The organism is Micromonospora sp. WMMD987, from assembly GCF_029581435.1.
Lineage (GTDB): Bacteria > Actinomycetota > Actinomycetes > Mycobacteriales > Micromonosporaceae > Micromonospora > Micromonospora rifamycinica.
This window is the reverse complement of the sequence record NZ_CP120861.1, coordinates 991,952-1,006,085: the sequence shown is the minus strand read 5'-3', so window position 1 is coordinate 1,006,085 and position 14,134 is coordinate 991,952. Positions and strand designations below refer to the sequence as shown.

10 protein-coding genes are annotated in these 14,134 nt (G+C 71.2%); 3 read left to right on the top strand and 7 right to left on the bottom strand.

Translation table 11 applies throughout. The features are described 5' to 3' along the window. Positions 1-11: 11 nt before the first annotated feature. Positions 12-404 (top strand): PAAR domain-containing protein, encoded by a 393-nt coding sequence (locus O7612_RS04425; protein WP_067313414.1) that lies wholly within the window; start codon positions 12-14, stop codon positions 402-404. Positions 405-588: 184 nt separating this feature from the next. Here the strand turns inward: O7612_RS04425 and O7612_RS04420 are convergent, their stop codons facing one another. Then, positions 589-2,280 carry a choice-of-anchor D domain-containing protein gene (locus O7612_RS04420; RefSeq protein WP_282270710.1) on the bottom strand — a complete coding sequence of 564 codons (1,692 nt, stop codon included), beginning with the start codon at positions 2,278-2,280 and terminating at the stop codon, positions 589-591. Positions 2,281-2,385: 105 nt separating this feature from the next. Continuing rightward, positions 2,386-3,624 carry a hypothetical protein gene (locus O7612_RS04415; RefSeq protein ID WP_282270707.1) on the bottom strand — a complete coding sequence of 413 codons (1,239 nt, stop codon included), beginning with the start codon at positions 3,622-3,624 and terminating at the stop codon, positions 2,386-2,388. A 251-nt stretch (positions 3,625-3,875) separates the two neighbouring features. Between O7612_RS04415 and O7612_RS04410 the strand changes: the two genes are divergently transcribed. Together O7612_RS04410 and O7612_RS04405 are read left to right on the top strand one after the other, a co-directional pair. Continuing rightward, positions 3,876-4,451, top strand: a complete 576-nt coding sequence (locus tag O7612_RS04410; RefSeq protein WP_282270705.1) for a hypothetical protein — start codon at positions 3,876-3,878, stop codon at positions 4,449-4,451. Between the two features lie 1,161 nt (positions 4,452-5,612). Beyond that, entirely contained in the window at positions 5,613-6,473 is an 861-nt protein-coding gene (locus O7612_RS04405; protein WP_348774265.1) for a sugar phosphate isomerase/epimerase family protein, read from the top strand. Positions 6,474-6,559: 86 nt separating this feature from the next. Here the strand turns inward: O7612_RS04405 and O7612_RS04400 are convergent, their stop codons facing one another. From O7612_RS04400 to O7612_RS04380, 5 genes are all read right to left on the bottom strand, one after another. Then, positions 6,560-7,861 (bottom strand): helix-turn-helix domain-containing protein, encoded by a 1,302-nt coding sequence (locus O7612_RS04400; RefSeq protein ID WP_282270703.1) that lies wholly within the window; start codon positions 7,859-7,861, stop codon positions 6,560-6,562. Between the two features lie 647 nt (positions 7,862-8,508). Further along, the gene (locus O7612_RS04395; protein WP_282270701.1) at positions 8,509-11,418 is read right to left on the bottom strand and encodes an amino acid adenylation domain-containing protein; all 2,910 of its coding nucleotides are present in this window, start codon (positions 11,416-11,418) and stop codon (positions 8,509-8,511) included. Between the two features lie 63 nt (positions 11,419-11,481). Continuing rightward, positions 11,482-12,306 (bottom strand): SDR family oxidoreductase, encoded by an 825-nt coding sequence (locus O7612_RS04390; RefSeq protein WP_282270699.1) that lies wholly within the window; start codon positions 12,304-12,306, stop codon positions 11,482-11,484. Beyond that, complete coding sequence (locus O7612_RS04385) at positions 12,297-13,046, bottom strand: alpha/beta fold hydrolase (protein WP_282270697.1); 750 nt, start codon at positions 13,044-13,046, stop codon at positions 12,297-12,299. Before O7612_RS04385 ends, O7612_RS04390 begins: the two co-directional genes overlap by 10 nt. Positions 13,047-13,061: 15 nt before the next feature. Further along, complete coding sequence (locus tag O7612_RS04380; RefSeq protein WP_282270695.1) at positions 13,062-14,120, bottom strand: amino acid--tRNA ligase-related protein; 1,059 nt, start codon at positions 14,118-14,120, stop codon at positions 13,062-13,064. Positions 14,121-14,134 lie beyond the last annotated feature (14 nt).

The window sequence follows — 14,134 nt, the reverse complement described above, 5'->3', positions numbered from 1 at the left end:
AGGGATCCATCGTGGGCGTACCCGCGGCGAAGCTCGGTGACAAGGTGGTCGGCACCGACACGCACATCATCATGGTGCCGTCACCGACCGGGCCGGTGCCGACACCCACTCCGATGCCCTTCGCCGGGACCATCGCCAACGGGTGCAGCACCGACGTGCTGATCGAGGGTAAGCCGGCCGCGGTGGTCGGCAGCGTCGCGGTGAACGCCCCGCCGCACCTGCCGACCGGTGGGCCGTTCCAGACGCCGCCGAACAACCAGGGCACGGTCCTCGCCGGCAGCCCGCTGGTGCTGATCAACGGCAAGCCGGCGGCCCGGCACGGCGACAAGGTCAACACCTGCAACGACCCCGCTCCGCTGCCGGCCGGCAGCATCATCGCCACCGGCCAGGTGCTGGTCGGCTGACCGGCACCGCCCTGCCGGCCACGTCCCGGCGACCGTGATCCCGGGCCGATTCCTGCCCCCGGAACGCTGGCGGGTGCCGGTCTGCGTCGCCGCATGGGCGGGCCGGCCGGTCAGTGCGCGGGTGGGCCGGCCGGTCTGCGTCGCCGGGTGGGCGGGCCGGTCAGTGCGCCGGCGGGTCGGCCGGTCAGCGTCGCCGGGTGAACGGCCCCGGCTGGCCGGTCGCGGACTGCACCAGGAACGTGCCGCTGGTCACCTGGCCCACCGACGGCACCGAGGCGAGCGCGGCCCGGGGGCCGGCGAGTCCCTCCTCGAAGACCACCATCGGCACGGCGAACCGGCCGGACGCGTCGGCGACCGCCGTCACCGTGCCCGCGCCGTCGACCCAGCCGACCAGCACCTCGGCACCGGCCGGGAAGCCCTGGCCGAGCGCGGTGACCACCTGGCCGGGGCGACCGACGCCCGGGTTGAACTGCAACGTCGGGCTGCGTCCCGAGACGGTCAACGCCAGCGACTGGGCGGCGACCCCGCCGGTGTCGGTGGCGCTGGCGAGGCTGAGCACCGAGGTCGCGGCCCCGATCGCCCGGGGGGTGGCGGTGAGGGACAGCGCGCAGGACCGGGCGACGGCCAGCACCCCGGCGCAGGTGGAGCCGGTGACCGCGAAGACCGCCGGGAGCGGCTGTTCGGCGAGGGCGGCGGCCACGGTCAGCGGGTAGTCGCCGGTGTTGGTGAGGGTCACCGTCCGGGCCGACGAGGGTACGCCGAGCGGCCCCTCCCCGAGGTCGAGCGCGGCGGCGTCGGAGTAGAGCACCGGTACGTCCGGCGCCGCGCCGCTGACGGTCACGGTCAGCCGCTCCGGCTCGCCCTGGACGATGCCGTCCACGGACACCTCGAGCCGGCAGGCGTACTCCCCGTTGCGGGCGGCGGGATCGACCGCGACGGTGACGGTGAGGTCGACGGCGCCGCCGCTGTCGACGGTCCGCTCGGCCGGGGTGACCGAGGCCGAGAGCTGCGGGTCGCAGTCGGTGACGCGCGCGCCGACGGTGCTCTGGATGGCTCGGATGCCGGCCAGGATGGCGTTCGAGACCTCGGACGGGCCGGCGGCGTTGAACAGGACGCCCCCGGTCTGCCGGGTGATCTCGGTGTACTGCCCGGACTGGTCGAGGGAGTAGCTGCCCGGGTTGCCGACGTCCACGGCCACGACCCGCACGCCCCGGGTGGTCAACGCCTGGATCGTGCCGGCGAGGTCGTGGCCGACGCTCGGGTCGTGCGACGGCGCGTCCCCGAAGATCACCACGATCGGGCTGCTCTCGGTCCGCAGGGTGACCGCTCCGGTGGCGACGGCGTGCAGGGCGTTCAGGCCGGCCTCGGGGTCGTCGCCACCGCCGTCGGCGGTCCAGACGTTCACCGCCTCCTGCACCTCGGACGGCACGGCGGTCAGGTCCCGGTTGAGCCGGAAGACGAACTCGTCACCCTCGTCCCGGAACTCGGCGACCGCGAAGCGGGCGTCGGGCTGGACGCCGCTGATGTCCTCGACGATCCGCTTCGCGTTGACCCGGACGTCGTTCAGCGCCGCCTGCATGCTGCCGGTCGTGTCGGCGAGCAGCACCACGTCGGGGCGGGGCGGGACGGTCGCGGTGGTCACCGTGCGGGTGACCACCGCCGACCCGCCGGGGGTGAGCCCGAGGACCGTCCCCGCCGGCTCGCCGACCAGGGGGGCGGCACCGTCGGTCACGCTGATCCGCAGCCCCGGACCGCCGGCCGGTCGCGGGGCCGCGAAGAACTCGGCGTACGCGGCCGGCGGTGCACTGGCCACCAGGAGTGCCACCACAGCGAGCGCCGAGGCGGCGCGCAGGGAACGGGACGCTGATGCAGCCATGGGCACAGTGAACGCGGCCCGACCGGGTCACCCGCAGCCGCACGGGAAGCTCTCCGTGCAGTCCTGTCTGCCTGTTAGGGCAACGGCCGGCCGCCCCGGTCCACCCTACTGCGGCCGGGCCGACAGCACCCGGACGTCCAGCCCGCCGGAACACCGCCGGACCACGGCCGCCACGCTCTGCTCGTGGCTCGTCTTCACCGGGTCGACCGTGAAGTACGCCTTGCGGCCCCGGCCGTGACGCACCACGTAGCTCTCGGCCGTACCGCCGGCCCACGGATCCCCGAACGTCTTGAGCACGTTGTAGATCGGGGTGTCCATGTCACTCTCGTCGGTGTAGAACATCACCAGGTCCTTGAACTGCACGTAGTGCGTGTACGCCCCCTCCTCGGTCAGGGTGGCGATGATCCCGGTGTTGTGCGCGTTGAGGGCCGAGTCGATCGTGACGGTGATGGCGACGTACTGCGGGAAGGCGTGGATGGTCACCCGGTCGTCCCGGTACATCTTGGGCATCCCGTTCATCGCCGTATTGATCATGGTGGCGAGTTCGTCCACGTCGACCCCCCACGGGCTGACGAGGGCCTGGGTCTGCGCCCAGGAGTGCAGGCCGGCCAGGTTGGAGTTGGCCTCCGGGTTCAGGGTGAAGGCCACCCCCACCTTGAACTGCCCGCCCTGCCACCCGGGCGCGTCCTCGCCCTCCACCAGGGGTTCCGCGAACCGGACCGACTTCTGTGTCCCGGTGGCCGCCACCGGCTCGTCGTCGTCGGATTCGGCATACCCGACCTGCCAGTCGAGATTGGATTCGTCGAAGCTGATCAGGTCGTCCTCCCGGTCGCTCACCTCCTCCTTGCCGTTGTCGTACCCGTGGGCCTCCTCGGCGAGCTCCTGGCAGGAGGCCACGAAGGCGGGGATCACCTCGGGGGCGGACAGCGCCATGACGGCGGCCTGCTGCACCTCCTCCCGCCAGAGCGCGAAGAGCTGCTCGTCGTCGCCAAACAATGCGGCCAGCACGGCGAAGTCGTCGTCGTCGCGGAGTTCGAGCGGCACGTCCGGGTAGCGTCGGGCGGTCTCCGCCAGGGCGGTGGCCATCGCCCAGTCGTCCCACGGCCGGGGCAGCTGGCGCTCGAACGTGTCCAGCGTCGCCCGCACGTCGTCGCCGTACCGGTAGGTGACCAGCAGGTACTCCAGGCTGCGGATCAGGTCATGGCGGTTCGGATGCAGCTGCTCGATCCATTGGCCGAACATCCGGGTGCCGTAATCGCCGTCCAGGACGGTGGCGAACTCGACGGACCGGAAGTAGTCCGGACTCTGCGTGGCATCGTCCCAGTAGGTGTCTCGCCAGGTCATGACCGCTCTTTTCGCATCGGCGACAGTCGACCTGGCCACCCTGCCCCGATACCTACCGGTACGGCATGCGACCGCCGGCCGTCTTAGGGGCAGTCCCCCCTGCCCCCACGGGCAAGCACGCCCTCACCGGGTGGCGCCCGCTGGCGCGGCCGGCAACCGTGGTGGGTCAACGGCCGTTACCGCTGCGACACACCTCAGCCCCGCCCCCACCCCCGGGAAACGGGAATCCCGGCGTGGGCCAACATTCGTCCATGCGATTCGGTGTCCGGCAACACCCCGTCCGCTCGACCTGGCCGGAGCGCGCCATCGCGGCGCTCGGCCTGCTGCTGCTCGTCGACAGTTTCCTCCCCTGGTACCGGTTGAGCTGGATGGTCAGCCGGTACGGCGGCGGACAGCCAACCCGACACGTCAACGCGGCTACGGCGTGGCACAGCTCGACCGGTTGGTCGCTGGCCGTGCTGCTCGTCGTCGCCGCGGTAGTCGGCTATCTGGCCTGCGGTGCCTTCACCGACAGGTGGCCGAGACTGCTGGCGCGGCTGCGCTGGCTGTTTCTGCTCACCGCGACGGCAGGTCTGGTGGTGGCGATCGTCACCTGGTGGGCGATCCCGTCCGTGGAGGTATCAGGCGGCTACGGCGTCGTCGCCGCTGACAGGATCGCGGGTGGGGTCACGTTCGGCGACATCGTGCGCGACCGGCTCTACGACAGGGAGACGAACGTGACCTGGGGCTTCTACATCGCCGTGGTCGTCACGACCGCTCTGGTAGCGCTCATGCTCCTGGACGTCGTTCGGCGGACTGGCCGCCGTACCGCCCCGACCTCCGGATAAGGCTGGAGGCTACGACGTGCGGCCGGAGGACATCGACGTACGGACGTTGCCGCCGGTCCGGTGGCATGGGGGACCGGGTAGCCGGGGACTGTCGCGGGGCCGTCGACGCCTCCAGCGGGTGGGCTCAGGGTGGCATGCCGCCGCATAGGTCGACCGATCAATGGAAGAGCATATTCGCAGGCCGGAGGGCACAACATCTGATCTAGGAGGTGCCCCCGGCAGGATTCGAACCTGCGACACACGGTTACCATATGTAGCCACCCTGCGCTTGTCGCTGATTGTCGATAACAGGCATTGAGCTGCACAAACCAGGCTAAACACTGAGTGCCTCTTGTTACTGTTCGCCAACGTCTGGCCATGGTTTTCGGGGGGTAAACGGGGGCAGCGGTCAGGCTGCTTCCGCGCGTTACCGCATCCCACCCGCCACCAGGTTGTCATTCCAACACTGCACGCCCGCACGCCCGCCTACCCACACTCGCCAGCGTTCACTCGCTTCAATATGCGACGCCGCAGCCGAGCCAATCGGTAGACTTCGATTAGCACCTATCCCGATGTCGACTACTCATAAGCTGATACATCCGGAGGCAGCACAGATCCGATGCTCGTCGTGGCTTACGCGGCCGGAGGCTCAGCGCTGCGACCTTCCACACCCGATGTCGGCCGCCACCGCGTGACCGTCACGCCAACCGCTCTCGTTCGAGCTACGCGCACCCCGCCGGGCCAGGAGTCAGAATCCGGCCGTGAGGACCTCGACGGCCAGCGCCCACGCGACGGTCATCTCGTCGGCGAGAGCGCGCAGGGCTACGGCTACGGCTGCTGTTGGTGCCAGGGGGTCTCACCAGACCGGCCGCACGGTTGTCGGCTCTCGTCCCCGGCCAGCCCCGCCCTTGTCCGCTCCGGGCGGCTCTGGTTGTTGACGGTGCCCGGCCGGCGGGTCCCGGTCGGCAGGACCGAGTCGGTCAAGACCGGGCAAACTTCCGCTAATCTGCCGCTGCATATGCCGCGCATGTGCCGAACGATCATTATTCGGCTACCTAGACTGCCACCGGGATCGGAAAATGTCTGCCGATTCGACGAGCGCCGCAGACCGGCGACTGGCGTCCGCCAGGCAGGAATCGTCGCGGCTTCTCCACAGCATTCCACCATCCGTCCCGGAAGTAGGTGCAGCAGTTGAGCGCTTCGTCGTACACGTCGCCCCTGCCCTTTGTCACCGGTGTTGCGGTCCAGCGGTACCTGGCCGCCGAAGAAGGTCTCACCGCCGCCCACGAGGAGGGATGCAGTCACTGGTACATCGATGCAAGCCTATTATCGGACATGCCGAGCGAGTGGTCTGACACCCGAATAAAGAACCTGGTCACGGCTGCGGACGACCACGGGATGTCCCCGATTCTGCACGGCAACTTCCGCGCCCCCCTGGCCTCCGAGATCCCCGAGATCCGGGACGCGTCGCTGGAGTACTTGCGACGCGAAGTCGAACTCGCCGCCGCCCTGCGCGCCACCTCGTTGGTCGTACACGGCGGCGCATTCGTCGAACCCCGGCCGACCAAGGCACACCGTGCCGCCGCGCTCGACAGGTTCCTCTCCCTGCTGTCCGTGGTCGTACGGGAAGCGACGGAGCAGGGTGTCGAGATCTGGCTGGAGAATCTCTCCTACTACCCGAGGTACCGGCCGTTCTCGTACGTCTTCACCAGGGAACCGGACTACGCGACCGCCCAGGCCGCGATCCCGGAGATCAAGTTCATTCTCGACGTCGGTCACGCGAACGTGAACCAGGAACTCGCCCTGCCCGCCTTCGCGGGTTACTCCTCGTCGATCGTCGCGCTGTCATTGAGCAACAACGACGGTGACCAGGACGCCCATCTGGGTCTCACCGACGGAACCCTGTCGATCCGGCAGGTGCTGGACGTGATCCGGGAGGCGGACTGGTCGGGTCTCATCGCCTTCGAGACCCGCAACGAGAGCGTCACCACGGGCATCACGCATCTCAGTCGGCTTTGGGCGGCGGGCCGGCAGCCCGAGTAGCGCGCCGCCACTGCTCTCCCGCGTCTCCCGGGCCCGGCCGGGGTGTGCCACCAGCAGCCCGGCCGGGCCGCAAGATCACGGCGGAACTACCCGGTGACCAGGCCGGGCTGGAGGAACGCCCTGACGATGTTCAGCACGTTGAACGTCACGAGCTGGTCGGCACCGCCAGCGGCCCTGTTAATCAATCCACACTGGAGAAAGGCCCGCACGGCGTGCGCGGCCTGGGCACGGGGGATCCCGATCCGGCAGACGATGTTCTCGACGGTCCACGAGCCCGACCAGGCCGCGAGTCTGACCAGCAGGTCGCGGAACGGTTGCGGCTGGGCCAGTACCGCGTCGTGCACTGTCGCCTCGAGGTCGAAGTTTCCACCGGGCCTGGTCGCGAGCAGATGCGGCTCGCTGCGGGCCATGTGCAGAAGCTCGTGGACGGAGATGATGGTGAACCACGACGCGGCGGCCTCGAGGGCCCGGGGCACCCCGTCCAGCCGCTGGCAGATCTCGGTGACGATCGACAGCGTGACATCGTCGATGGTCAATCCCGGTTCCAGGTCGCCCACCAGTTCCAGGAAGAGTGCCACGGCCGGCGCGGTGCGGACGGTGACCTCGTCGCCGGTCGCCGCGACCGGGAGGGGCCGCAACGCGAGCTGGTACTCCTCGGGCACGCCCTGAGGTGTCCGGGCGGTCTCCAGGACCCGCAGGTGGGGACATTCCCGAATCAGGGCCCAGACGGTGTCCCGCCGGACCCTGCCCGCGTCGTTCGCGTCCAGCACCAGCAGCACCGTCCGGTCCCCGATGAGCCGGACCAGCTGGCCGATGCCGTCGCCCTGCTCGGTCAACAGCCGCTCCACCTCCGGCCTGGTCGTCATTGACGTCCAGTCGTCGTGGCGGCGCTGGGTCGCGCCGGTGGTGATGAGGGCGTCGGGCCGCATGGGCATCCACAGCACCGGCGTGGCGTTCAGCGAGTGGAGTGCGCTGGCGACCGCGATGGCCAGGCGGGTCTTCCCGACACCGCCCAGCCCGGTGATCGCGTTGAGCCGGTGGTGGTCGTTCAGCACCCGCCGGAGCACGGTGTCGATCTCCCACTCACGGCCGTACAGGGGACGGACCACGGTCGGCGGTACGACAAGGGTTTCGAGCAGTGAGTCGTCCGCGCCGCACCCTGCGGCGAGTTCGAAGAAGGCGCGTTCCTGGGTGGTCAGCCGGAGGGCATCGGCCAGGAGTCGCACGGTCTCCCGGCGGGGGAGGGTGACCTGGCCCTGTTCCAGGTTCCGGACGGCTCGTACGCTCACCGTGGACAGGCCGGCGAGCGCGGTCTGGGTCAGCCGGTTACGCCGCCGGTACCGGAGAAGTTGGTGTCCAAAGTTCTCGACCCTTGCTTCGCTGATCATTCGATAACTCCGCAACAATCGTCCTACGAGATCGACGCCGTCGACCCGATCGGGGTGACGGCCGAATGGCTCTCCCTCGCCGAAGTTCCGTCAGGAGCGGGTGACGCCCGCAGCCGTGACCGGCAGCCCGACCCGATCGTGTCGAGTCGGCACAGGCACACACTGTGGCCGGGGCCAAGGAACGAGGACGCCAGGAACGATGCCGCCTATGGCGACGTCACGCGTCCTCGGCAGATAGCAGCCGGCCCGGTGGGCACGGGCGGACCACGGCAGGCGGTTCTTCGCCATCGCCGTTGGTCGCCGTGCCCCGCGCCGACGCGGGCGGTTGGATCAGGAGACAACCGGCCGGTGCCGGGTCCGGCCTGTCCGCCGCGCTTTCGACGGACACAGCTCGGCCAGGCAAGGGACACCGCAGACAATTTCCGGGCAACCACGCACGACAATCTCCCCCGTTACTACAGCATTGATCAGCGAAGCAACGAACCGCGTCCGGATTCACCTGCCCCGACGGGGAGCTCAACCGGATCGTGGGCGCGACTCCGTTTACGTCGCCACGGTGGATGCTACCGCCGGAATGTGCGCGATCGGAACCAGAAAGCAAGGCCCATTATTTTCGGACAGGGCACGCCCTCGACCTGATTTCGTGATCAACGAGCGGCGCCACCACGACCGGTCGCGGAGCCGACCAGCCAACCGGCGAGACCCGCCGGGGTGGGATGGCGGTACAGGTCCCCCAGGCTCACCGAACCGAACCCGGCTCCCCGCAGCGCGGTCACCATCCGCACCGCCAGCAGCGAGTTGCCACCGACCTCGAAGAAGTGGTCCTGCGGGCCCACCTCGGCGGCGATCACGTCCCGCCAGACCGCGAGCATCGCGTCGACCGGGTCGTCGCCGCCTGGGGCCACGGCTCCGCCACCGGTGCCGGTCGCAGCGGGACGGCGGGCGGGCAGGGCCGCCCGGTCCAGCTTCCCGTTCAGGGTCAACGGCAGCACGGGCAGGTCGACCAGTTCGGCGGGGATCATGTAGTCCGGCAGCACGGTGGCGATCCGCCGGCGCACCTCGGTCAGCCCGGCACCCGGGGCGAGCACCAAGTAGGCCACCATCCGCCGGTGGGCCGGCCCGTCCTCCTCGCCCTCGACGGCGACCACCGCCTCGGTCACGCCCACGTCCGCGAGCAGCACCGACCGGACCTCACCCAACTCGATCCGGAACCCACGGATCTTGACCTGCTCGTCGAGCCGGCCGGCGTGGTCGAGGGCACCGTCGAGGCGGAGCCGCCCCAGGTCGCCGCTGCGGTACAGCCGTTCCCCGCTGACCGGGTCGACGACGAACCGCTCGGCGGTGAGCGTCGGCTGGTTGAGGTACTCCACCGCGAGCCCGTCGCCGCCCACGTAGATCTCGCCGACCGCGCCCGGGGGCAGGGGCCGCCCCCTGCTGTCGCGCACCGACACCGACCAGCCCGGGATGGCCCGGCCTACACAGTGCGGCCGGGTGCCGGCATCCCAGGGCCGTACCTCGTGGCTGGTCACGTGGACCGTCGTCTCGGTGATGCCGTACATGTTGACCAGCCGGCCGTCACCGCCCGGGTGACGGCGGAACCAGCCGCCCAGCGTCCTCGGGTCGAACGCCTCCCCACCGAGCACGATCAGCCGGGGCACCGGTCCGCCCACCCGGGCGTCGACGTCGAGCAGCCCCAGGAAGGCCGAGGGCGTCTGGCTGAGCACGCTCACCCGCTCCTGGACCAGCAGGGCGTGGAACTCCTCGGGAGACCTGGCGACCAGGTAGGGCACCACGACCAGCCGCGCTCCGGTGAGCAGGCAACCCCAGATCTCCCAGACCGAGAAGTCGAAGGCCACGGAGTGGAAGAACGTCCAGGTGTCGTCCGGTCGCAGGGAGAGCCCCGGGGCGGTCGCCGCCATCAGGGCCAAGACGTTGCGATGCGGGACGAGGACCCCCTTCGGCCGGCCGGTCGTGCCGGAGGTGTAGATGACGTACGCGGGGTCGTCCGGGCCGGCCGCCGGCAGTGGGGTGTCCACGGCCCCGTCGATCCGTCCGGTGAGCGCCGCCGGCCGGACCACCACCGTGCCGGGCGCGGCCGGGAAGTCCGTCAGGGTAGTGATCACCAGGACGAGCCCGGCGTCGGACGCGATGTGCCGTAGCCGTTCGTCCGGGGACTGCGGATCCATCGGCACGTAGGCCGCTCCGGACCTGAGGACCGCGAGCAACGCGACCACCAGGTCCCCGGTCCGCTTCAGGCACACCCCGACGAACCGGCCTGGTCCGGCGCCCTCGGCGACCAGCACCCGGGCCCAGGCCGTGGCGCGTTCGTCCAGCTCCCGGTAGGTGAGGTCGCGACCCTGGTGGCGGACCGCCACCGCGTCCGGCCGGGCCCGCGCGACGGCCGACACGGCATCGTGGACGGTGGTGGTCGGGCGCTCGGCCCGACGGGGGACACGACCACGGGCCACCAGCTCGGCGGCCTCGGCCCCGTCGAGCAGGGCGAGGTCGCCGACGGTCCGGATCCCGGTATCGTCGGCCAGTTCCGCGGCGAGTCGGGCGACGGCCCGCTGGACGTCCGCCGCGACCGCCGGGTGCACCCCGGTGTCGTGCGTGAGCAGGGCCGGGGCGAACCGACCCCGCTGGCCGTGCCAGACCAGCGTGAGGGGAACGGCGTCCGGTGGCAGCGGGACGTACCACTCGTCCGGTTGCGGCTCGATCAGCGCCAGACACACCGACGGGCACTCCTCCGGGCCTGGGTCATCGGCGGTGTCGCCGGTGCCGTCGAGTTCCGCCCGTACCTGTGCCAGCACGTCGGCCGCCGGCCGGGTGTCCCCGACGTCCACCCGGACCATCCGGGCGCCGGTCACCGCCCCCTGCGGACCGGGGGCCAGCACGGCGACCCGGACCGTGTCCCGGCCCTCGTAGCGGGCCAGCACCACGGCGACGGCGGCCAGCACGAAATCGGGCGCGACCCCGGGCCACGGCGGCCCGTCGGCCGGTACCCAGGCAGCGCCACCCCGCTGCCCGGCCGGGAACACGACCCCGCACCGGGCGTCCGCCCCCGTCCCCGGCGGGGGTACGGGTCCGTCGGCGGCCAGGCCCCACGGACGGACCGGCGCAGGAGTCCATCCGATGGTGCCCCGGACCGATGCCTCGCCGGCCCGGTCGGCCGTCGCCCGGACCTGGCAACCCGGCCGGGTCAGCGCCCGGGCGACGTCGCGCAGACCGGCGTGGTCGAGCAGCCCGCGACGGGCCACCACGGTGAGGTCGGCGACGCCGTCACGGTGGCAGGTAAGCACAATCCGTGGGCCCGGGTCGGCGGGGGCGAGCGGGCGCAGCACCTCACGGCGGCGCAGCCGGACGGTGTCGGGTGAGGCGGAGTCCCCGGCCGAGGCCTCGACCCAGAAACCACCCGGTCCGGTGTCGGCCGCCGCCCGCTCCAAGTTCTCCCGCGCCGCGCGGATCGACTCTGCGGTGGTGAGCCGCAGGACCAGGCCGTGCTCGGCGTGGTCGTCGAGTACCCGGGCAGGGCGGCGGGTGCTGAGCTGATCAGTCATGTCTCCATCCGAATCGGCCGTCGTTCGTCCGCCATCGCCGGTCCGTGCCGACCCGCCGCCCGGTCACCGGGCGGTGAACCCGCCGTCCACCGTGACCGTGGTGCCGGTCACCTGCTGCGAACCGTCGCTGGCCAGCCACAGTGCCGCGTCCGCCACGTCCTCCGGTTCCACCAGCCGGTTGGTGGGTTGCGCGGTGACGAACGTCTGCTCGTACTCGTCGTCGGGCACGTCCAGGCTGCGGGCGATCTCGGCCAGCATCCGGCCCTCGACGTGCGGCGCGTCGCGTACCGACCCGGGGCAGACCGCGTTGGCCCGGACGCGCATCGGGGCGAGGTCCAACGCGACCGCCTTGGTCAGTCCGACCAGCCCGTGCTTGGCCGCCACGTAGCCGGCGAAGTGCCGGTAACCGACCAGCCCGGCGGTGGACGCGATGTTCACGATGCTGCCCTGCCGGTGGTGCACCATCCCCGGTGCCACCGCCCGGATCATTCGCCACGCCCCGGAGAGGTTGACGTCCAGCATCAGCCGCCACTCGTCCTCCGTGACGTCCTGCACGGACCTGCCGGACGGCCCGGCGATCCCCGCGTTGTTGACCAGGACGTCGATCCGCCCGAACCGTCGCAGGGCGGTCGCCACCGCCCCGGTGACCGCGTCGCCGTCCCGGACGTCGGCGGACAGGGCGAGCACGCTCGCCCCCGCCTGCCGGCAGACCTCGGCCGTGTACGCCACCTGCTCCCGGCTGGCCAGCGGGTACGGGACTTCGGCCAGGTCCTCGCCACAGTCGAGCAGCGCCAGGTCGGCCCCCTCCCTAGCGAACCGCACCGCGCAGGCGCGACCGAGTCCCCGACCGGCCCCGGTCACCAGCACGGTCCTACCGGCTAGCCGCATCGGGCACCCGCCTCCCGGTCGCCACCCGGCACGCTCACCCGGAGCGCCGTCGCCATCAGCTCGACGACCACCTCCGGCCGCTCGGTGAGGTACATGTGGCCGCCCGGAACCGAGCGGTAGGTGAACCCGCCGCTGGTGGCCCCGCCCCACTGTCGGGCCGCCGCCTCGGCCACCAGCTCGTCGGTCTCGCCACGTAGGCAGGTGAGCGGGGCCTGGATCGGTTCGTCCGACAGTGGTCGGTACGCCTCGTGCATCGCCACGTCGGCCCGGAGCGTGGGCAGCAGCAGGTCCCGGAACTCCGGGGAGTCGAAGGCGGCGTGCCGGTACCCGGCCAGTTTCTCCACCCGCTCGACGAACTCGTCGTCGTCGAGCGTGACGACCTGTGGGACGCGTCCCCGCCACGGGGCCGGGGAACCGCTCACGAAGACGTGCACCAACGGCAGCTCGGTCCGTTCCTCGATGGCCCGGGCCAGCTCGTACGCGAGGACAGCGCCGAGACTGTGCCCGAACACCGCGACCGGGGCCCGCCCGGACAGGGTGGCGACCACCTCGGGCAGCAGGCCACGGACGGCCTCACCCACGTCCCGGTACGGCTCGGCGTCGGTACGTTCCTCACGTCCAGGCAGTTGGAGGGGGCGCAGTCGCAGGCCGGCCGGGGCCAACGCCTGCCAGGGCCGGAAGACGTTCGCGCCGGCACCGGCGTACGGCAGGCACAGCACGATCGGGGCATCGGAGGTCATCGGCCGTCACCTCCGTCAGGGGCGGACGACGGCGTCGGGCCACCGGGCGGGCTCATTGACCCGGGACACCAGCGGGAGGTCACGTATGTCGTCGTGGTGCAGCACCCACATGAGGAAGCGCTCGACGCCCATGCCGAAGCCGGAAGTCAGCAGGGGTGCCTCGGCCCGCAGCCGGACGTACCAGTCGTAGTCCTCCTCGCGGACGTCGTGCAGGGCCATCGACTTGCGGAGCTGGTCGACGTCAGCGTGCCGCTCACCGGAACCGACCACCTCGCCGAGCCCGAAGAAGAGGTCGGCGCACCGGGCCGTACGCCCGTCCTCGTCGCCGAACGCCTGGTAGAACGGTACGGCGAGGGTGTCCAGGTGGTGCACCCAGACGAACTCGTCCACCCGGGACATCAGCAGCCGCTCACCACGGCGGGTCAGGGTGCGCCATTGGCCCTCGTCCCGGACACAACCGTCCACGTCGCCGACGATCCGGACCGCCTCGTCAAAGGTGACCCGCTCGAACCCCGCCGAGCGGCGCACCATGCGCTCCAGGTGGGAGACGTCCCCCCGGGCCACGGCGAGCCGCTCGCCGTGCTCGTCGAGGATGGCCGCCGCGAGCGCCCGGACGTAACCCTCGACGTACCGGATGAGGTCCTCCAGGTCGCCGGGGATCTCCGCCTCGCTGTGGGTGAACTGGTTGAGGTGGGTGGCGTCCGGCTGCTCGCCCCGGAACGAGGGCATGATGTTGTAGCAACCGCCGGGGGCCAGCCGGCAGCCGTACTCGAGCAGGAACTGCATCGAGTCCTGTAGGTAGGTGTCGACCCCGGTGACGTTCACCTTGACCGCCTCGGAGTCGCTCCCGAGCGCGGTCGGGCAGGTCACCGTCCGGGTGGTCAGTGGTAGCCAGAGACTCTTGAGCCCCTGGGACCGGGCGTGGTCCATGGTGGCCCGGAGCACCGTGTCGTGCAGGTCGGCGACGAGGGCGTACCACGGGGAACGGAGCGCGGCCACGAAGGCCCCGGGTTCGTTGCTGTCGAAGGTGCCCGGAGCAACGACGGTCGGCTGGGCGGACACGAGCTGCGACATGGAGACTCCCGTTC